The sequence below is a fragment of the Streptomyces sp. NPDC006265 genome (assembly GCF_040613555.1).
Lineage (GTDB): Bacteria > Actinomycetota > Actinomycetes > Streptomycetales > Streptomycetaceae > Streptomyces.
In genome coordinates this window covers 1-20110 of the sequence record NZ_JBEXSH010000010.1, presented here as the reverse complement: position 1 = coordinate 20110, position 20110 = coordinate 1, and the positions used below count along the sequence as shown (strand labels likewise).

17 protein-coding genes are annotated in these 20110 nt (G+C 69.7%); 7 read left to right on the top strand and 10 right to left on the bottom strand.

Translation table 11 applies throughout. The annotated features are described in order from the left end of the window. Positions 1-31: 31 nt before the first annotated feature. Positions 32-589, bottom strand: a complete 558-nt coding sequence (locus ABZ281_RS02165) for an XRE family transcriptional regulator (RefSeq protein ID WP_356651183.1) — start codon at positions 587-589, stop codon at positions 32-34. Between the two features lie 12 nt (positions 590-601). Beyond that, positions 602-2866 (bottom strand): helix-turn-helix domain-containing protein, encoded by a 2265-nt coding sequence (locus ABZ281_RS02160; protein ID WP_356651181.1) that lies wholly within the window; start codon positions 2864-2866, stop codon positions 602-604. A gap of 163 nt (positions 2867-3029) precedes the next feature. On the opposite strand from ABZ281_RS02160, the gene ABZ281_RS02155 reads away from it, so the two are divergent. Next, positions 3030-4856, top strand: a complete 1827-nt coding sequence (locus ABZ281_RS02155; RefSeq protein WP_356651179.1) for a zeta toxin family protein — start codon at positions 3030-3032, stop codon at positions 4854-4856. Here ABZ281_RS02155 and ABZ281_RS02150 read toward each other — a convergent pair. Both ABZ281_RS02150 and ABZ281_RS02145 read right to left on the bottom strand, forming a co-directional pair. Further along, positions 4820-5098, bottom strand: coding sequence for a hypothetical protein (locus ABZ281_RS02150; protein ID WP_356651177.1), 279 nt, complete (start codon positions 5096-5098; stop codon positions 4820-4822). The two genes, ABZ281_RS02155 and ABZ281_RS02150, sit on opposite strands and share 37 nt — an antisense overlap. A gap of 30 nt (positions 5099-5128) precedes the next feature. Then, positions 5129-6073 (bottom strand): ETEC_3214 domain-containing protein, encoded by a 945-nt coding sequence (locus tag ABZ281_RS02145; protein WP_356651175.1) that lies wholly within the window; start codon positions 6071-6073, stop codon positions 5129-5131. Positions 6074-6199: 126 nt separating this feature from the next. Here ABZ281_RS02145 and ABZ281_RS02140 point away from each other — a divergent pair, with 126 nt between their 5' ends. The 3 genes from ABZ281_RS02140 to tcmP all read left to right on the top strand — a co-directional run bounded on the left by ABZ281_RS02140 (position 6200) and on the right by tcmP (position 10920). Next, on the top strand, positions 6200-8872 hold the full coding sequence (locus tag ABZ281_RS02140; RefSeq protein ID WP_356651213.1) for an ATP/GTP-binding protein: 2673 nt from the start codon (positions 6200-6202) through the stop codon (positions 8870-8872). 3 nt (positions 8873-8875) lie between these two features. Further along, positions 8876-9463, top strand: a complete 588-nt coding sequence (locus ABZ281_RS02135) for a hypothetical protein (protein WP_356651173.1) — start codon at positions 8876-8878, stop codon at positions 9461-9463. A 272-nt stretch (positions 9464-9735) separates the two neighbouring features. Further along, complete coding sequence (gene tcmP / locus ABZ281_RS02130) at positions 9736-10920, top strand: three-Cys-motif partner protein TcmP (RefSeq protein ID WP_356651171.1); 1185 nt, start codon at positions 9736-9738, stop codon at positions 10918-10920. A gap of 45 nt (positions 10921-10965) precedes the next feature. Here the strand turns inward: tcmP and ABZ281_RS02125 are convergent, their stop codons facing one another. The 3 genes from ABZ281_RS02125 to ABZ281_RS02115 form a co-directional block, all read right to left on the bottom strand. Continuing rightward, a complete protein-coding gene (locus tag ABZ281_RS02125) occupies positions 10966-11712 on the bottom strand; it encodes a phage Gp37/Gp68 family protein (protein ID WP_356651169.1) in 747 nt (248 codons plus the stop codon). A gap of 255 nt (positions 11713-11967) precedes the next feature. Further along, positions 11968-13656, bottom strand: coding sequence for a hypothetical protein (locus tag ABZ281_RS02120; RefSeq protein WP_356651167.1), 1689 nt, complete (start codon positions 13654-13656; stop codon positions 11968-11970). A gap of 809 nt (positions 13657-14465) precedes the next feature. After that, on the bottom strand, positions 14466-14765 hold the full coding sequence (locus ABZ281_RS02115) for a helix-turn-helix transcriptional regulator (protein WP_356651165.1): 300 nt from the start codon (positions 14763-14765) through the stop codon (positions 14466-14468). 93 nt (positions 14766-14858) lie between these two features. On the opposite strand from ABZ281_RS02115, the gene ABZ281_RS02110 reads away from it, so the two are divergent. Both ABZ281_RS02110 and ABZ281_RS02105 read left to right on the top strand, forming a co-directional pair. After that, entirely contained in the window at positions 14859-15503 is a 645-nt protein-coding gene (locus ABZ281_RS02110) for an HAD family hydrolase (RefSeq protein WP_356651163.1), read from the top strand. Positions 15504-15507: 4 nt separating this feature from the next. Then, positions 15508-16347, top strand: a complete 840-nt coding sequence (locus ABZ281_RS02105) for a DUF1932 domain-containing protein (RefSeq protein ID WP_356651161.1) — start codon at positions 15508-15510, stop codon at positions 16345-16347. 7 nt (positions 16348-16354) lie between these two features. Here ABZ281_RS02105 and ABZ281_RS02100 read toward each other — a convergent pair whose 3' ends face one another. The 3 genes from ABZ281_RS02100 to ABZ281_RS02090 all read right to left on the bottom strand — a co-directional run bounded on the left by ABZ281_RS02100 (position 16355) and on the right by ABZ281_RS02090 (position 18893). Then, a complete protein-coding gene (locus ABZ281_RS02100) occupies positions 16355-16927 on the bottom strand; it encodes a guanylate kinase (RefSeq protein WP_356651159.1) in 573 nt (190 codons plus the stop codon). Then, on the bottom strand, positions 16924-17934 hold the full coding sequence (locus tag ABZ281_RS02095; RefSeq protein WP_356651157.1) for an AAA family ATPase: 1011 nt from the start codon (positions 17932-17934) through the stop codon (positions 16924-16926). Before ABZ281_RS02095 ends, ABZ281_RS02100 begins: the two co-directional genes overlap by 4 nt. Before the next feature lie 206 nt (positions 17935-18140). Beyond that, positions 18141-18893 carry a GntR family transcriptional regulator gene (locus ABZ281_RS02090; protein ID WP_356651155.1) on the bottom strand — a complete coding sequence of 251 codons (753 nt, stop codon included), beginning with the start codon at positions 18891-18893 and terminating at the stop codon, positions 18141-18143. A 386-nt stretch (positions 18894-19279) separates the two neighbouring features. Here ABZ281_RS02090 and ABZ281_RS02085 point away from each other — a divergent pair, with 386 nt between their 5' ends. Continuing rightward, positions 19280-20095, top strand: a complete 816-nt coding sequence (locus ABZ281_RS02085; protein WP_356651153.1) for a hypothetical protein — start codon at positions 19280-19282, stop codon at positions 20093-20095. The last annotated feature ends 15 nt before the right edge of the window (positions 20096-20110 follow it).

Genomic DNA, 20110 nt, shown 5'->3' with positions numbered 1-20110 from the left:
ACCGCCGGTCAGGAGCCTCACCCCTTGGGGACTACAGGTCGAACTCGAGGTGCTCGATGTCCGTGAACCGGACCTCTTCCAGGCTTCCGGCGCGGCGGCCGCCGTCCTGGAAGTACACCTCCTTGAGCGCTTCGGCCGCGATCTCCTGAAGCCGGGCGTCGCTGGCGCCGGCCTCCTGGGCCTCGAAGAGGCGGGCGGCGTACTGCGGGGGCAGGGCGACGGTGAGGTGCCGGATGCGGTCCTGGTCGGTCGACCCGATCGGCGCGGTGTAGCCCATGCGGGCGCGGGTGTCGATGACGATGCCGCCGGTGGTCGCCGCCTTCTCCCGCGCCTTCGCCCGGATCTGCGGCTGCCACCGGGCCTTCACCTCGCGCTCCAGGCGCGCGGCGAGGTCCGGGCGGGGCTTCTTGATCTGGTCCTTCAGGTAGCGCTCGACGGTGCGCTGGGAGATCCGCAGCATCTGGGCGACCGCCTTAGTGGTCTTGAGCTGCTTGACCAGGTACCGCATCTGCGCGCCCGCGCTCTTGGGTGCCGGGCGGGTGAATGCCTTCTGCACCGCGGCTTCCAGGCCGTCCCCGAAGAGGCTCATCGTCGCCTTCTCCTACTCTCCGTTGTCGACGTCGGTGACGGTGCCGTCCTTGATGTACCGGGCGAGGTTGAGCTCGGGGGCGTTGAACCGCTCGCGGACCTCTTCGCCCCACAGGACGTCCTGGGTGCCCTCGTGCTTGACCAGGCCGGGGTTGATGCCGAGCTTGAAACCGCCGGGCAGCGGCTTGCCCTCCCGGTAGGGCAGGAAGTCCAACGGCGACGTTCCGTCGGCCGCGTAGACGACGCAGTCGGACAGGATCGCGATGGGGTACTGGCCGGTGAACGCCGCGTGCTTGACGATCTTGCGGTGCAGGTTGATCCGGGTACGGGAGATGACCGCCGCCCGGATGTCGGGCCGCCACGTCGGGCGGGACAGGGCGCGCCACGGCTCGCCCGGCCGCCAGCCTTCCCCGCGCGGGCGCTCGCGCAGCTTGCCCAGGCCGCCCTTCACCGTCGCCTTGATCGCCGAGACGACGATGGCCAGCTCCGGGTCGCGGGCCTTGTAGCCGTCCATCGCGGCGAGGAAGTCGGCCGGGGCGAGGTCGGCGTCGACGCCGAGGTCGGCCATCGTGGCGAGGAAGGCGTCACGGAGCCGGTTGTACCAGCCGTCCAGGTAGCGGCCGTTCTCGTACCGGACCCACGCCTCGATCGGGCGCACCTCGTAGCCGAGCTCCTGGGCGTAGGCGACGGTGGGCGTCGCGTACCAGGCCAGCCCCTCGGGGCGCTCGCCCTTCGGCGTGAACGGGGAGGGTAGCAGCGAGCCGTCCAGCTCCACCCACTCCTTGCCGACCTTCACCTTCGACAGGTCGACGTGGGACAGGTCGACCAGCCACGAGCCGGGCAGTTTCGGGTCGAACGCGGGGGCCTTGACGTGCGTCGGCTCACCGAGGCCGACGTTCAGCCCGTTCGCGCCGGCGGCGAAGGCCATGTTGACGTCGATGCCGACCAGGTGGCGCAGGGTGCACTCGGCATCGGTCATCGGCCGTGCCCAGTCGTAGGCCTCCTCGAACAGCTTCTCGCCGGGGCCGCGGACGTGGAAGCGCGGCAGGTCCTTAAGCACCGGGTGCCCGTCGGGAACCTCGCACGGCGCGCACTTCATCGAGTCGATGGGGTCCTTCCCCAGCGACCCGGGGTTGTGTTCGGGGTGCCGCTTGCCGTTTTCGTCCGGCGCGGTGGCGCGGGTCGGCGGGTGCAGCGCGGTCATCAGCTCGAGGCCGGTGACGGCGGTGGAGCCGCGCGGCGTCATCACCCGGGACGCGTACACGCCCAGCACGCGGGCGAGTTCCGCCGGCGGAAGCTGCCCGGCCTCGCCCCAGTGCCGGGTGTCCAGCGCGTTCCACGACGGGATGCACAGCTGCACGCAGGCCCGCTCCGAACCCGTGGCGGGGCGGTAGATCCGCGCCCACGGCCCGAACCCGCGCTTGGTCAGTTTCCACTCCGCGCGGGCCAGCTGCTTGATGACCTTGTGGCCCTCGGGGATTCGCCCGGCGAGCCGCTCCTCATCCGTGAGAGTGGTGGGCAGGCCGTAGCGCTCCAGCGCGGACTCAGTGAGTACGAGCAGCGGGTCGGCGTCCTTGCCCGGCCCGGACAGCTTCGGCTGCCCGAGCTTGGCCTCCTTCAAGGTCCAGTCGACCAGGGCCGGGATGGACTTGGCGGGCACGTCCAGGACCAGGCCGCCGGTGCAGTACGCGAGGACCTGGCCGTCGTCGTCGACGTCGACGACCGCGAGCGGACCGTTGACGAAGCGCGGGTCCGTTCCGCCGGCCGGGGTGTTCGCCGGGGCGGCCTTTCGCGCAGCCGGGCGGCGCGACGTCGACGACGGCCTGGCGGTGCGCGCCGGACGCGACGCGGCAGCCGGAGCAGCGGCGTTGTCGGTGGGGCGGGGCTGGGTGTTCTCAGAAACAGTCATGGTCGCAGCCTCGGAATCCGGGGCTGTGGACAGAGTCCGTACTTCCGGAGCCGGGGCGGGGACGCTCGTGAACGTCTCCGGGGCCGTGGCCGTGACGACGGAGGTGGCGTCGGAGTTGTCCGCCGGGTACATCGCGGCCCATCCGTCCAACAGGTGCTTGTACGCAGCGAGGCGCGGCGGGCGGGGCATCGTGCGGCCGGTCTCCCAGCCATTGACGGTCTCCCGTTTCGTCTGCAGCGCGATCGCCACATCCTCCTGGGTCAGACCTGCTGCTTCGCGTAGCCGCTTCCGCTCGGTCGGCGGCGGCAGCAGTGGGCCGCGGGCCAGCAGCTCTGCGGCCCGCGCCATCAGTTCTTCTTCCGTGGGCATACGGCGACCTCCTGCACCCACCCTACCGAACCTCACATTGGAAATCACATCGAACGTCACTTTGAACGTAACTTTTTAGCTCACGTGAGTGTATGATCACGCTCGTTCTGCGATCACGAACCCGGCAGAGGTCAAGGCACGGCACCCATCAACAGGAGGAACGGTGGAACAAGGAACAGCCAGCGGCCCGGCGGTTCTCTCCGCGCAGGAGAGTTCTGAGGTGCTGCACCGGCTGATCCTCCCGGCAGCGACGCGGCAGCCCCGGCCCGTCATGGTTGTCGTCGCCGGGCAGCCCGGCGCCGGGAAGACCGAGATCGCCGACCTCGTGCAGGCTGCGTTGGACCGCCGCGGCGGCTCCGTACGCGTCGGCCGGGACCTGTACAAGCCGTTTCACCGCCACTACGCCGACGCCCTGGCCGCCGATGTCCGTACGGCCGGAGCGGTGGTGCGCCCCGATACCGCGCGCTGGCAGGCCGCCGTCGAAGCCCACGTCCGCGAGATGAGCTTCGACGCGGTGGTGGAGTCGGCGCTCACCGACCCGGACGACTTCCGCACCTCGTCTGCCGCTTACCGGGCCGCCGGGCACCGGATCGAGGTGGTGGCGCTGGCCACCGCGGAAGCCCTGAGCCAGCTCGGCATCGCGGACCGCTTCCTCACCGAGGACGCTGCCGGCGGCGGCCGGTACGTGTCCTGGGAAAACCACGACGGCTGCGCGACGAACATGCTGTCCACGCTGGCCGTCATCGAGACCGAGCAGCTCGCCGACCGCGTCACCGTCGTACGGCGCGACAGCACCGTCCTCTACGCCAACGAGCTCACCGCAGACGGCGGTTGGCGGCGCCAGCCGACCGCGGATCGAGTGGTGCGGCGGGAGCGGTCACGGCCGTGGACCGCGCCAGAGACCGCAGTCTTCCGCCGCGAGCTGGCCCGCACCGACCGGCGCGTGCACGCCGAACTCGTCAGCGAGGACCGGCGCCTGGCCGTGCAGCGGGACACCGAGCGCGCGGCCGCCTGGTCCGAGCCGGTCCGCCGCATCGCCCAGCCCCGCAGACGCGCGCCCGGCGTCGACTACCACCGGCTCTCGCCCGACGAACACCGCTGGATCTTCGAGGAGCTGATCGCCCCGTCGTACCTGAACCGCATTGTGCCCCGCGACGACCCGCGCGCCGTGTATGTCCTGGGCCAGCCCGGAGCGGGCAAACTCCTGGCCGCCAGGATGGTCCGCCGTGCCATGCGGCCCGGCACGACCCGCCTGGTCGGCGACGACTTCAAGGCCTCGCACCCCGACTACTACCAGCTGCTGCGCGACGATCCCCGCAGTGCCGGGGCAGCAATCCGAGCCGACTACAAGGCGTGGTTCGCCCGGGCTGAGGAGTACGTACGCCTGCGGCGCGGCGACGTCCTGATCGAGGCCGCCCCCGGCAGCGCGGAGGAGTTCATCGACAGCGCCCTGCCGTTCGCGACCACCGGCTATCCGGTCGAACTCGTGGTCCTGGCCGTACGGGAAGCCGACAGCCGGCTCGCCACCGCGCTGCGCTACGCCCGGGCGCTGCAGCGCGGCGGCACCGGCCGGTTCACCACATGCGCCGGGCACGACACCTGTTTCCGCGCGCTCGCCGACGTCGTCGCCGTCGCGGAGCGGCACCCGCAGATCGCGGCCGTGACCGTGATCCGCCGGGACGGCCACGCCCTGGTGCGCCACGAGGCCGGCGGCGCCGGGCGGGCGTCGTGGGCGCTGACAGCGGAACGGCTCCGCCCGTACACCGAGCAGGAGGCCGCCGCGTTCCTCCGCCTCCACCAGGCGCTGCGCCGGGCGCTCCCGCAGCACCGGGCTGAGCTGGACGAGATCGCCGCACTCGCCCGGCCCCTGATGCCGCCTCGAGTGCAGCCGGCCCGCATCGACCGGCCGCACCCGCCCGTCTGGCCCCTGCCCGTCCCACGACGGGCCCCGGGCTACGACTCCTTGAGCTCTTTCAGCCGCGCCGCGTAAACGGCGGCGATCCGCGCGGCCTCCTCCGGGTCGGCGGTCGCCAGCTGCGCCTGGTCGGCGAGCGCGGCCTCACGGTCGGCCTTCAGTTCCTCGATCCGCTCCTCATCGGGCACGGGTGCGCGGCGCTCCGTGATGATCTGGGTGTTGTACCAGTTCACCACTTCCTGGACGGCGTCCTCTGCCGCTTGTTCCTCGCCGCCTTCCAGGCCGGAGAAGTCGGGCTCATCTGGTGTACCGGGCATGGCGAACTCCTTTTGATCTTGATTGGGCGGTTATTGTCCCCGCCGCCTCAGAGCCCTCGCCCACCACGGTCTCTGGCCCTGCTGTCTCTTCTCCCAGCGGCGGTGTTTCAGCGCCCAGCGCCACGCCCTGATCCGCCGATGGATTCGGCCGATGCGGCTGTCGAGCACGTGATACTCGGGATCGGCCAGCCGGACCAAGTCCTGGTCGACGCCCAGGGATCGACCGAAGAAGGTGCCTTCCTGGACTTCTTCGAACAGGGCGATGCCGCTGACGACGACCGTGTTGATCGGCACGCTCCCCCGGTACGCCGCGCGGGGTTCGGGCAGGAGAAGCGTGTGACGGATGTCCGAGGGGTCGAACCAGTCGTCAGAGACGGCGAAGGCGTTGGTGCCGAAGTCGTTGACGCCGACGTACCACGAGCGATAGCCACCGATGTTGCCGAAGTAGTGCTCTTCGAAGTAGCCGTAGCGGCGGTTGCCGAGCCAGGCCCGATGGATGACGGTGCTGTCGTCGGGGAGAGTAGCGAAGGTGCTCTTGCCCAGCCGGATCCGCGTTTCGTTGACCCGTATCCAGGGCCTGAACCACCAGCTGGTCGTGGTGATCCCGTACATCACCACGACGTCGTCCTCACACCAGGTGACCAGGTAGCAGAGTCTCGACAGGAGCCAGGTCCGGACAGTGAGCTCGACTTTCCGCTCCCCGCCATCGGCCCCTTCGGGCTGCTCATCCGGGGCGAGTCGCGTGGCGTGCAGCGTCGACTGCCACCTCGGCTTGTCGAGCAGGGACTCGACATAGTCGTGCCGGACGCCCGGGGTGATCTTGCGGAGACGTGTGGTGACATAGCGCCGGCGGCCGACGGTGCGGCGCCATCCCTCGGTCAACGTTTTGGTGAGGGTCCAGCTGGCGACCAGGACTCCCGCCAACTGCCAGAGGTTGAGGGTGGTGCTGTACCAGGGCTCAGGATCGGGCTTCATCGCTGAAGGATGCCGTACGCCCCAGGCCCGGCAGCAGTCTGCCGCTCTGGAGCGGGGCGGACTCCCCAACAGGAGTGCGGCGGGCATAAGTTGGATCCCGCAGGTGATCATCATTCGGGGGTGGGTGTGGCAGGCCGGGATCTGAGGGCTCTGTTCAGTACGAACGACCGCAGCGTGCAGGCCGACGAGGCGTTCACGAACCGCGCCTCACAGTGGGAGACGGTCGCGGCCGCGCTCACCGAACACATCCAGCGCATCAGCGCACCCGGCTTCGACGCAGAGGACCTTGAGGCGCCCCGCAGCCACGTCCTGGTCTTCCACGGCGTGGGCGGCATCGGCAAGACGACCCTGTCCCGGATGCTGGAGGCGGCGCTCACCGACGCCGGACGGCGGCCCTCCCAGTGGGGCGAGCCCGGCTGGTCGGCCGACCGGATCCTGCCCGTACGCATCGACCTCGCTCGCTCCGCCGGCACCGACTTCGAGCAGATCGTGCTGACGATCCGGGCCGCCCTCACCCGGATCGGGCGCCCCCTGCCCGCCTTCGACCTGGCCCTGCGCCGCTACTGGGAGGCCAACCACCCCGGCGAGCCCTTGGAGGAGTACCTGCGCCGCGGCGGTCTCGGCTCCCGGTTCGGGCAGGCCCTGCCGCAGCAAATGCAGTCCGCGCTCGCCGACGTCGCCCAGGCGCTCATGCTGCCCGGCACCATCGGCTCAGCCGTCGGCCAGGTCACCGGCGCTCTCATCGGCGCGCTCCGCGAACGCCGCCAGACCGTACGGGCCCTGGCGGGCTGCGCCCGGCTGGCGGACCTGCTGGAGGCCGAACCCGACCTGGACGCCTTGTCCTTCTACCCGCACCTGCTGGCGTGGGAGCTCGCCCGCCTCCCCGAAGGCAAACGCGTCGTGCCGGTCGTCCTGCTCGACACGTTCGAGGACATCGGCGACCGCACCCGCCGCGACCTGGAGCGCCTGGTCCAGCGGGCGGTGTGGCTCCTGCCGAACGCCTTCTGGGTGATCACCGGGCGCTCCCGCCTGCAGTGGGCCGACCCAGCGCTGCAGGGCCAGCTCGACTACACCGGCCCCGCCGCCTGGCCCGGCCTTGTCCACACGGCCATGCCTGCCGCCCGCACCTCCATCGGTGCCGGCACGGCGCGGCAGGTGCTGATCGGCGACTTCTCCCCCGAGGACTGCGACGACTACCTCGCCCGCCGCCTCACCCGCGGCGGGCAGCCCCTCATCAGCAGGCCCGTCCGGCAGGTCATCACCGCCCGCTCGCACGGCCTGCCCCTGTACCTCGATCTGTCCGTCGCCCGGTTCCTGGAGCTCAGCCGCAGCGGGCGGACCCCGCAGCCCGGCGACTTCGACCACGACTTCCCCGCCCTGGTCGCCCGCACCCTGACCGACCTCACCCCCGACGAACGCCACGTCCTGCGCTCGGTGAGCCTGCTGGACGCCTTCGACGTACCCCTCGCCACCCGGGCCGCCGGCCTCGCCCACGAAGGCCCCGCCCTGCGGCTGACCGAGCGCCCCTTCGTTCGCGAGGACTCTTTCGGCCTGTGGCCCTTCCACCTCCACGGCCTGATCCGTTCCGCCGTACGCAACGCCGACGACACCACCGATGACCGCTGGAGTGAGCGCGACTGGCAGCAGGCTGCGCAGCGCGCCTTCGCCACCCTTGGCGAACAGCACCACAACTCCCCCGGGCCGGGCAGGCTGCTGCTGATCGCCTGCCTGCGCCAAGGCCTGCGCCTGGCCCGCGACCACCAACTGGACCTCGGCTGGCTCATCCCGGCGGCCTGGACCTACGTCAGCGACTCCGTGTGGGAACCCCTCGCCCCACCCGACACCGACAGCACGGGCCTGAACACGGCCGCCGACGCCCTGGTCGAACTCCTCAGCGCGCTCGCCCGCCGCCAGCACCAGCACCGCTCGCACACCGTCGCCCGCCTCACCACGGTCATCGACAGCCGCCTGCTCCCCGACGACCTGCAGCACATGGCCTTGTACTACCGGGCCAAGGCCCACCGCGACCTCGGGGACAGCCCGGCCTCCCGTACGGGCATGCAGGCCGTCGCCGACGGCCAGGGCCGCCTCGCCCCCGCCGCCCGACGCGGACTTGCCCATCTCGCCCGTATGGCCGGCGACTTCCCCACCGCCCTCACCACCGCCCACACCCTGGGCTGGGAAGGCCGCCACCACCGCGTCCAAGGCGACATCTGGTGGCCCCACGGCGACATGGACCGCGCAGCCGTCGACTACGCCGCCGCACGCGACGAAGCCGAACACCACGGTGTCACCGGTGAACGCGGCAACAGCCAGGCCCACCGCGCCTTCGCCCTGGCCTTCACCAACCCGGCCGTCGCCGACGATGAACTCGCCCTCGCCGAGCAGCTTCTGGCTGGCGTGGATCTGCGCGCCACCACCCTGATCACCCATATCGCGGCGCTCGCCCGCGACGCCGGCCGCACCGACGCCGACGTCGACGACCGCGCCCAGGTGCTGCGCGCCGAGATCCATACAGCGGGCGTGACGTACGCCGAGCTCGCCCTTGACCTCGCCCTCGCCTTCCACCACGCCGTCCGCAACGACCAGGACCAGGTGGCTGCGACGATCGCCCGGCTGCGCGAGAACACCCAAGACGGCGACTACGCCTACTACACCGACATCACGCACTTCATGGCCGGCCTCCCGCTCCCGGCCGACCACACCGCCCCGCAATGGCTCGACGGCGAACCAGCCACTCGCGCACGGTGGCACAACCTCGTCACCACCCGGCGCGACCTTCTGAGCACAAGGCGGTAACCCATGGATGCGGGGCTGGCGGGTCTTCTCGGTGGTGTCATCGGGGCAGCAGTGGGGGCGATCGGTGCAACGGTGGCGGCGTACATTACCGGCCGCAAGGCGGAACAGCAGACACGGATCCAGACCCAGGCCCAACTGGCACAAGCCCAGTGGCAGCTCCGCCTGGAGTACCTGAACCAGCGTCATGAGCCCCGGGCACAGGCGTACACGGCCGTACTCACCCTCGCTGCCGAGGTCCAACAGCTGCTGGAGCGGGCTCTCGGCTGTATGGAGGCGAATGACAGCGCCCAGTACGCGGCCGTCGTCCAGCAGATAGAGGAGAAGCTGAAGGCCTTCGCGCCGCTTTACGCCAGGGTCCGGGTGGAGGGCCCCGAGGCGATGCTCGATCCGACCCGGGTCATCGAGGCCTACCTCCATGAGTTCCTGTGGCCAATCGAGACCTTCTTCGAGTTTGACGACGGCGAAGGACTCGAGGACTACCGCAACAGCGTGTCAACCGCCGTTTACGAGTTCGTGGACGCTGCCCGCAAGACACTCAACGACGACCTTCTGACCAGCCGCCTAGCCGCTGCGTTCGAGCATCCCCAGTAGCCCGGCTCAAGCTCGTACGAGCGGGCCGACCGCGCCCGGCGAACCCGCTGTGACCGGGCTTCCCAACCGACTGCCGCCTCGTGGGCTCAGCCAGGTTGGTTCACCCGAATGGGGCATGTCCGGAATCGGAGGCCGGTGGCGCGTTCTCTGAGCTGGCACAGCCACCTCCTTGAGTCGGGGCGGGTGGCGCAATGGGCCTCTTGTGGGGCTCCAGAGCGTGGCTGACTATGCGTTACAGGCGGCTCGTTGAGCCGTAACGGAAATGGGGGGCCATGTCCACGGGAACGAGGAGCAATTACTGGGCGGACAAGGCTCTGCCCAGCGTGTTCAAGCACGAACTGCTGAAACGCTATCTACCCCAGTTCGGGGGCATGCTGGGCAGCCAGTCACACGACAAGCGCGTGGTCTACCTGGACGGATACGCGGGCGAGGGCCGCTATGAGAACGGCGAGCCGGCCTCGGCCGAGATTGCTCTGAGGGTCGCCTCCCACTTCCGCTCGCGCCACGGGGTCACGGTGGAGTGCTTCTTCACCGAGGCGCAGCAGAAGTCGTTCGAGCGACTGCACCAGGTCGTCGAGAACTACCGGAGCAGCGGCGTCCTCGCCCACGCCCACCGCGGCGAGGTCGACGGCGTCCTCGACAGCGTGATCCACCGGGCCGCGCGCGAACCGCTGTTCCTGTTCCTTGACCCCTGCGGGCTGGCTCTGCCGCAGGACCGGCTCGTCAACGTGCTGGCGCAGCAGCGGCCGCAGAAGAAGCCGGCGACCGAGCTGCTGATGAACTTCAGCATGATGGCGGTGTGGCGCTTGGGCGGCCACGTCCGCTCCCCGAAGGGCAACGAGAGGTCGCTGCAGCGCTTCGACGAGGTGTGCGGCGGCACCTGGTGGCGGGACTATTTCGCCGATGCGGCGGCCTCTTCGGCCAGGGCTGGCGCAGCGGAGGACGCCATCGAGGCCGTGGCCGCTGAGTACTCGCGTCGGCTCGCCCACCGCACGGGCATGTTCGTGCAGTCGGTGCCCGTCTCGCACGCGCCCCACAAACGCGCCGTCTACCGGCTGGTCTTCGCCACCCGCAGCCAGTACGGCTTGTGGGTATTCGGTGACGCAGTGGCGCGGGCCCGGGACGAATGGTGGAAGTCGCACGAGCTGCGCGAGGAGGAGGACAGGGAGGGGCAGCTGTCGTTCTTCTCGGCGCGCCCGGACCCCCAGGAAGTCGAAGACCAAGCCCTGGAAGAGATCACGAAGAACCTCGCGGGACTGCTGCTGCGTGCTCGCCGGCCCGTCAAGCTTGTCGACCACACGCTGGAGGTTTTCGGCAGCCACTACGGCCAGGTAACAGAGCCTGTGGTGCGCAAGGCTGTCCGGATACTGCACGGCCAGGGCAAGACGCCCAGCAACGGCGTGGGGGTGAAGAAGATCCGCGAGATCACGCTGCATCCCAAAGGAGTCGCGGCCTGAAGCACTCGGAAAGCGGGCCGTCCGACCGCTTCAGGCCGCGGCCGGTCACACGGCCACAGGCAAGGGCATCTGGTCCCAGGTGCGGCCCTCCAGCTCACGACCGCCGGCCTTCGGTGTCCGGCCGCCCCACTGCTTGAAGAAGAACGCCACACCAGCCTGCTGGCAGGTGTCCCGGATCTGCGTCACCCAGGCTTCGTCCAGAGGACGGTGCCCGGGCCCGGACTCGCCGCCGGCGATGACCCAGTCGATCGCCGTCAGCTCCAGGCCGTCCAGCGGGCCCAGTAGCGGCTCACAGGACAGGAACTTCACAGCCGCGGGCACCTGCCTCAGGTCGTCGACGCGCGGCAGCTCTTTCGTGCTCTCCACGGACACGCCCATCCACAGGTTGTCCGGCCACTCGAGCTGGTCGGCGACCTGCCGCAGGCGCCGGGCACGTTTGGTGAGCACCTGGTAGGTGTGCTGCGGTGTCTCGGCGATCACCTCGAAGACGCGGCGCACGTAGTCGAGCGGCACCCGGGCGTGGAACAGGTCGCTCATTGAGTTCACGAACACGGTGCGCGGGCTCTTCCACCCATAGGGCACGGACAGCGCGTCCGGGTGCAGCGTCAGCCCGAACCCGGGCCCCGAGGTCCGCGGATCACCGTCCACTTGGTACTTCGGTGATCCCATCGCTTTCAGCCGCTTTGCCAGCGTCAGCGCATAGCAGTTGTCGCAGCCGCTGGAGACACGGTCGCACCCAGTGGTCGGGTTCCATGTCGCCTCGGTCCACTCGATCGCACTGCGGTCACTCACCGGTCGGCCCTCCATCCCCTCGAACCGAACCTCGTCCCCGACGGCGCAGCCGCGGGCCGCTGTAAGCCCAACGACCCGCTGCACCACCGGACACCGGCATCCAACCATCCGGCGCTCCGTCCGTAGGCACTACCCCGAACATCGAACACGCGTTCCCTTTTCTTTGGTAGAGCACCGGACGTAAATGCGCCATCCCGGTATGCGACGTCCAGCCACGCTTGGCCACATTCCGCGCAGAGCGGCCCATCCAGGACATCAGGCCACCCCCTCGGAGAACTCCCGAACCAGGTGGCGCGCGCACACGCTGCGGCTCGGCAAGGCGTCACGGCCGCATGGGACGGCACCGTCTCGCCCCGAGCAGACCGGCCTCCCGGCCTCAGCTGCAGCGAACGGGGGCACGTCCACAGCGGCCAGGGCGGCGGCTTCCTCACGGCAGAGCTTGCACAGGCCGTCCTCGAGGGCGCGGCCGACCACGACGATCCGGGCGCCACAGTCCCCGCAGGAACCGCGCCGCGGACCCTCCGGCTCGCGCTGTGCCGGGACCGGGGCCGACGCCGGGTTGCGGGTCGCGTCGTCCAGCACGCAGTCGACGCAGCGGCCGCCCGGGCCGGGCCGGGTGCCGTGCTCGGGGCACAGGCCCTGCTCGATGCGCTGGGCACGCCTGCGGGCGGCGGCCTTGTCCTGGACGATCTCGGCACACACCTCGCAGTCCTTGCCGGTCGACCACAGGACACCGGCCTCGCAGTCCTGGAAGCCGCAGCCCCAGCGCGGCAAGGCCACCCCGAGCAGCCAACGGCCCGGGTCGCGGATCTCCGAGAGCATCACCTTGGCGAACCGGGCGGTCAGCCGGTGCTGCAGGCGCTCGGCGTCGGTGCCCTCGCGCAGCTGGCGGCCCACCTCACGGGCGATCTGCCGGGCGACAAAGTCGCTGGTCACCCGCTCCAGCAGTACGTGCACCGGCTCCAGCACGGCGTAGATCTGCGGGCTCATCGCCAACTGCGGTCCGCCGTACGACGACCGGCGAGCACCCCCGCCCCTGCTGCTGCGCTTTTCGGTTTCCGGCTTCGAGGGGGAGGGCTGGCTGTTTCCACCCGCGCGAAGCGCGAGACCACCGCCGGCTTCCGTACGCGCAGCAGCGGCAGCCGGGTTTTCCATAGCCCCAGCGGCCTCAACTACCGGTACCTCGCCTACGGCGGGTGAGAAAAACGCGCGCTCGTCATCTGGTGAGTCAGTCCTAGGTGATTCCCTATTCGCGAGGGATCCCTCACCAACCGGCGAACCCGATCTCTCACCAACTTGGGAACTGACCGACTCCTGCGAACCACTGGTCACAGCCGCCTCAGCAGCCCCGGCAACCGCCGCGCAGCCACCCTCCGGACGGGCCTCGGGAGCGATGTCGTGCGCGATGTAGTGGTGACGTCCCTGCGCCCCCGCACGCCGCTGCACCGTCACCCAGCGCGCCGCCTCCACCTCGTCCACCACCGCCGACGCCGCCGTCACCGAGATCGGCTGACCCTCATTCTTGCCCGAGTGGTGCCGCAGGCCGGCCGCCAGCTCAGCCTCCGTCAGCGCGATCCCCCGCGCCTGCGCATACGCGATCAGCGCGAACGCACGCAGCTGCCGGGGCGTGAGGTCCTCCGAGGCCGCCACCGGCAGCCACACGAACGCCTCCGTACGAGTCATCGCCCGCACAGCCCGCACCGCCGACGTGCCCTTGCCACCCGGCAGCGTCCGACGATCCGAGAACAGCTCCACCACGCCGTCCGGACCCGGACGACGCAGCTGCGTCATCCCCCGCTCCACCGACGCCACCGACAGCCCCAGATACGAAGCGATCGTCTCCGTACGCGCCTGGCAGCCCTCCGGCCGCGATGCCAGCGCCTTCACCTTCACGTACACCGACAGCGCAACGTCCTGGTAGTGCGGCGAGGACACCAGACGCATCGGCACACGAACCCGCTGCCGACGAACCGGGCCCGTCGGTGCGGCCATTGACTCCACGACGGCGCTCACCGGGCACCCCGCAGGGACGTCAGAACATGATCCATCCGGCGACCATGGACCAGATCACCTGTGGACAGAGTCCGCTCAGCCCGGATCACCCCCGGCGCTCCCGCCCGGCGGGCAACAATCTTGGAACCCGTCCCGCCAGACGGGACGTCGCACTCGCGAGCGCCGATCAGACGGCCCGGTGCGGTCAGTTCCCCGCACGCGAAACAAGAGCCGTGAGGATCTTCCTGGCTAATGCCGTGAACTGCGTAAATGCCCCGCGCGTTTCTCGTCACGTGAGAAGCGGGGATGGCTCGAACCGGTGTGAAACGGGCAGGGCCAAGCTGACAGGGGACACCAACGTGCTGCACTATGGCGAGAACACCTTTCAGATTCACGGCCGCACCTCACCCCGCGACGCGGGAAGGCGACCAACGGATATGAAGCGGCCCCTCCGGGAGGAGCGGCCGACCGGCTGGGGGGAGATTTCTCCTCTCGTCTCGGTGGTGGTTGATCGCAGAGCCCCTGTGGTGGGGGCCCTGCGGTTGGAGCGCGCAGCTGGTGCTGCCGCGGCTGTGGTGGCCGTGGTTAGTGGCCGTGGTGCTTTGTTGTTGAAGTAGGTGGCTCGATGAGCCGCAGCTCAGGACCGGTTACAGCCGGGATCTGAGCGGCCGACGCGGGTGGTTAATCCGGTCGGTAGACGGGCCGCGCGAGGCCGGCGGGTGGTTAGTCCGCCTCTCGGTGCGCGCGGCCGATGACCTAGGTCATCCCGACCCCCTTGATTCCGAGGCCGGCGTCGGCATGTCCGAATCCGGGCGGGCTGCCTCTGGGAATCGCTCTGCGAGTCGCTTGAGTAGGTGCATATACACCGCGCGATGAGGCCGCCGGGGATGAGTTTGTCCGAGCTCCCAGCGGGCCACAGCCAGGCGCTTCACGCCCACGGCGTCCGCGACTTCCTGTTGGGTGAGTCCCGCAGCGAGGCGCAGTTGCTGCCGCACGTGCGGAGGCGGCAGGACGTCGTCCAGGAGAGCGTTGACCCGGTGCAAGGGATCCGCGTCGGACATGACCCAACCTCTCATGATCACTGAGTCCCTGAAAGATACACCACGGGATCGATCTTGGCTATCGCGTGCCGATACGCCGATAGGGTCGTGTGCATGCTGGCCCTCTTCGACCTGGACGGCACGTTGGTCGACCGGCAGTCGGCGTTCAGCGACGCGGTGACCGCCCTCTGCCATACCCACGCCTTCGGCCCGGACGTCGAACAGTGGCTGCTCACCGAGCTGGCTGATCGCGCGAACGGCAGCGACTTCGCCCGGCTGCGCGCAGCCTTCGACCTGCACGAGCCAGCCACGCAGCTGTGGCAGGAGTACGTCGACCTGATGGCGGCCGCGGTCACCTGCCGACCGGCCGTCCTCGAGGGCCTGGCCCGCCTCCGCACTGCGGCGTGGACGATCGGCATCGTCACCAATGGCGCCTCGGACATCCAGCGCGCCAAACTGGCCTCTACCGGGCTCATCGACTTGGTCGACGGTGTCGCGGTCTCCGGGGACCTGGAGATCCGCAAACCGGACCGGCGCCTCTTCGAACTCGCGGCTGCCCGTTGTGGCCTGAGCCTTGCTGACGGCGGCTGGATGATCGGTGACAACCCCGCCGGGGACGTCGGCGGCGGCCACCAGGCCGGCCTTCGAGCCATCTGGCTTCGCGGCCGACCCTGGCCCGACGGCCTCACCGCCGCAAATCACACTGTCGACGACGTCACCGACGCCATCGCCATCCTGCTCGACAAGATTCCGGAGTAGCACCGTGGACCAGCCCACCGTCGGCATCCTCCACCCCGGCAGCATGGGCGCCGCCATCGCCGCCTGCGCCGCGACGAACACGGCCGTGGTCGTCTGGTGCTCAGCAGGGCGCAGCGCAGCGTCCACGGAGCGCGCCGAACAGTTCGGCCTGACGCCAGTGGCCACGCTGACCGAGCTGCTGGATCGCAGCGACATCGTCATCAGCCTCTGCCCGCCGGCCGCTGCCGAGGACCTGGCCCACGAGGTCGCCGGGCACCGCTTCGACGGGGTGTATCTGGAGGCGAATGCCATCAACCCCGAGAGGGCGATGCGGATCGCGGGACTGCTCGAACCGGCCGCGACCGTCGTGGACGGTGGCGTCGTCGGCTCTCCGCCCGTACGCGGCAAGACGCCGGTCTTGTACCTGTCCGGCCGGATCGCCGCGACCGAGCGGATCGAGGCGCTCTTCGCGGGGACTGCGGTGCAGACGAGGGTGCTGGGCACGGAGGTCGGCAAGGCGTCCGCGCTGAAGCTGTCGTACGCCAGCTTCCAGAAGACGTCGCGGGTCCTGGTGGCGCTCGCGGTCGGGATGGCACGCGAGCACGGCGTCGACCAGGAGCTCATCGAGGTCGCCTCTCGGCGCACCGACTCATACCTGTCCGAGCCGCAGTACGTGTCCAAGACGGCGGCGCGCGCCTGGCGCTGGGGACCGGAGCTGGAGGAGGCCGCCGACGCGCTCGCGGCCGCCGGCCTCCCACCAGAGATGCTGCGCGCGGCCGCGACCACGCTGGCACGGTGGTACGACGTCAAGGACGACCGAGAGCTTACGCTCACCGACGCCCTCAACCGACTCGCCCAGCCGTAGCCCGCGCTCATGCCGTCGTCGCTCCCGCCTGCCGCATCAGCAGCTGGTCGATGAGCCGCGCCGCGTCCTGGGGTGCCGCTGTCGTCGTGTCCACGGTCAGGTCCCAGGCCAGGTCCGGGTGTGCGTCCAGGTCCTCGCGGGTCGCGTCCCACGCCGCCAGGCGCGCCGCGGTGTCGCTGTCACCGCGACCTGCAGACCGCTGCGCAGTCACCTCGCGCGGGCACCACAGCAGGACCACCAACCAGTCGGCCGCGTAGCCGTTGACCAGGGCGCGGATGCCGTCGATCTGCCCGAGGTGCACAACCGGCACCCCGGCCGCGAACGCGGAGTCCAGGCCCGGCCGGTCGAGGACGTAGGTGTTGCCGTACCGAAGGTTCGCGTAGACGACATCGTCGGCGGCCTTCAGTTTCCGCAACTGTGCGGTCGTACCCATCCGGTAGCCGACGCTCCTGCCGGAGCCGATCTTCAGCCGTGCGAACTGGCCGTACCGGCGGTGGAGTTCCGCGAGGGCCCGGGTGACTGTGTCCTTACCGGCCGCTGGCGGTCCGTACAGGATGACGCCCGGCTTCTTGCGGCTCATCCGTGCACCGCCCTGAGGGCGTGCCGTGCCTGGTCGGCCAACGAGATCGCTGTGCCCAGCCTGTTGTCGACGACCAGGTGCGGGACGACCGGGCGCAGTTCCAGGTTGACGGTCGCCATGTACTCATCCCAGCGTTGGAGCTTCCAGGCATCGCGCGCCGCCGATCGGAAGCCGATGTACTCCCGCATGGACTCCGCATCGCACTGCACCCAGACCGGCGATACGTCGACCCCCAGGGCGCTGCACTTATTGATCAACCGGTTCATCCACGCCTCGGAAGTCATCTCTCCGATGAACGGCGCTGTCAGCACCGTGCTGATCCCGCAGTTGATGTTGGCGTAGGCAGCCTGCATCAGACAGTCGTACTCCACCGGCCGCACGTGCTCGCGATACAGATCGGTATGCCGGTCGTTCGCGTCACCTCCGAGTGCGACCAGCAACTGCTCCACGAGCGGCCGGGTCAGCGGGTCCTTGTCCAGCAGCGGCCAGCCGGTGAGCTGCGTAAGGAAGCGCGCGAACTCGGTCTTCCCACTGCCGGCGAACCCGCCGACCAGCACCACAGAGGGGCGGTGCGGGTCACCACCGGTGTGACGACGCTTCCAGGCATCCAGGATCCGCTGTTGCAGCCCGAGAGGATCCGACTCAACAGTGCCCGCCCCGATCTGCAACAGGGCGCGCTCCACGGCCAGGACGTGCGAGCCGTTGCGCTGGTCGTTCATCGGAGTCAGCTTGAACTGGGTGTCCTCGCCCGGCAGAGCGTTGCGGAATCCGAGCTCTGGGTCGGTGGCCCGATACAGCAGGCAGTACGCCCGGCGGTAGTGCGGTCCCGGGTAGACCTCCCCCTGTTCGTGCTGCCACAGAGTCTGCGGATTTGCCGCTGGGATGCCCTTGAGTTTGGCCTCCTCAGCGAGCGCTCGTAGCCGCTCACCGGCCTGCTCAAGCGTCAGCCCGTGAGCCTCCCGCTGCTCCCGCAGCCGCTCGGGCCTCCACCCCAGATGCTTCCCCACGCCGCTTGCCTCCGTAGTCGCCATGGTCCCGGACCCTATGGCCGGAGCCCGAAATCCCGTGTGTACGCGGATGTTGAAAACGTGTGAACGAGCCCGTGCACAGGCTTCGACAAGCGGCTGTGATTTCGCACCGCCGCTCCGGCCGGTGTGATGGCCCCCACAAGACGAGCTGTCAGTTGGGGGTCGCAGTGCGTGAGTTGGAACGCTCAGGCATCGAACGCGTAGTCCAGGACGTACGCGGCGCTGTCGAGCGTCATTTCGTTCACTTCGACTGCACGGCCCTCGGCGTCGAAGGCCGTGCGGCAGAGCTTGATCACAGGGCGCCCCAGGGGCACCTCGAGGCTCTCGGCTTCTTCGGCCGTGGGAAGGCGGCAGCGGATCTCCTCTCGGAAATGGGCCGGTGCGTGGCCGATCTCCGAGAGTCGGGCGTAGGTGCCGCCCTCCCCGGTGTCGACGCGGGTGATGGCGGTGCCGTCGACCAGCTCGAACGGCAGGTACGAGGTGGCGAGCATCACGGGCCGCTCGTCCAGGACGAAGCGCCGCGAGCGGGCGCACACAGTTCCGGCGTCTTCGAGATCGAGCATGCGCGCGATGTGATCTGGCGCCACGACGGTGTCGACGCGAACATCGATCGTTACGGGCCTTTCCTCGTCAGCGGACCAGATCGACCTGCCCGCGTCCCACTGCGCGCGTGCCAGACGCTGGATGCCGTGGCGGCGGATCGGGCGGAACGAAAGGACGCGGGCGCCAGCCCCCTTCTTGGTCTCGACCAGCCCCTCGACCCGAAGGATCTTCAGCGCCTGGCGAGCGGTCAGTACGGCGACGCCGTACTGCTCGGCCAGAGCCGACTCGCCAGGCAGGCGGTCTCCAGGGCCATACCGGCCCGACTCGATCGCTGCCTTCAAGTCGTCGGCAATCCGCTGATACTTCGGCCGCTGCGGGCCAGCCTCGCTCGCCATTCGTCTCCCTACCTCGTTAGCGATCCTACGGCTGCTGGCTATCGAGGCATCGGATGGACGCCTTGATCCGCGCGGAAGATCGCGCGGCGAGACTACCTCGTTAACGAAAGTTCTTGACATCGCTAACGAGGATGAGTGTACTGGACCATAGCCAAGCTCGTTAACGAGGTTGGTTCGCAAAACAGCAGGAGTCACCGTCCTTCGGGGCGGCGGCAGTGGGGTGAGCCGAGCTCCCCCGGTCGAGGCGCCTGTACTGAATAGCTCCACCTGATCCACCTCGAACGGCGCTGCTGCGCTGTCTGTCCGCCAGGACCACCGGCCGAAAGGCCGGCCTGGCGCGGCAGAGAAGGCAGCACCCGCACCCGATCCCACGTCAGGAGGATTCGATGCCCCGCAAGCGTCCCGGCCGCATCCGGACCAAGAACACGAACCGCCGTGAGGCGCTCAAGCTCAGCAGCATGGCCCCGGAGGACTTCAACGTCCGACCCGGCGAGACGAAGTCGATCGCCTGCCCCGACTGCCGCACCTGGCGCCGGATCATGGGCGACAAGGTCCTCAAGATCCGCGAGCACTGCATCTCCGACAAGGTCGCGGAGGGCAAGAAGCACGTCACCTGCCCCGGCAGCGACCAGCTCGTGGTCATCGACATCGACGTCCGACGCTGGCAGGCCCGGCAGGACCGGCTGCTGCGCGACGCGATGCCGCAGGAGAACCGGCGAGCCGCCCGGCAGTTCTACAAGCCGCTCCCGGCCCCGGCCGCTCCGGTCTCCCGGATCAAGGCGGAGGTCACGCTGGAGTCGAGCCGCCAGTCCTACCTCGCCCACCGCAAGGGCTGCACGCGGTGCGTCGGCGGCCAGCACTGCACCGACGGCGGCATCCTGGCCCGCCGCTATGTCCTTGCCCTCCAGTTGGAACCCACCCGCCGCGAGGCCCGCGAGCAGATGGAACGCCAGGAGCGCCGCATCGCAAAGGAGTTGGCGAAGCAGTGGCCGGCCGGGCGTCGGCAGCAGTGGGCCAAGCACGGCGGGAAGGAAGTCGAGACGGCGAACAACCGCTGCGCGGAGCGCATCCCGGATTCGGTCTCCGAGTTCCGCGGCCCCCAGCTCCCGCTGGCACCGCGGAACATGGAGGCGCACGACCGGCGCCAGGCCGAACTGGGCAAGCAGTACGCGCAGAGGAAGTCGACCGCGTCAGCCGCCTGACCCGCACACCGAGAC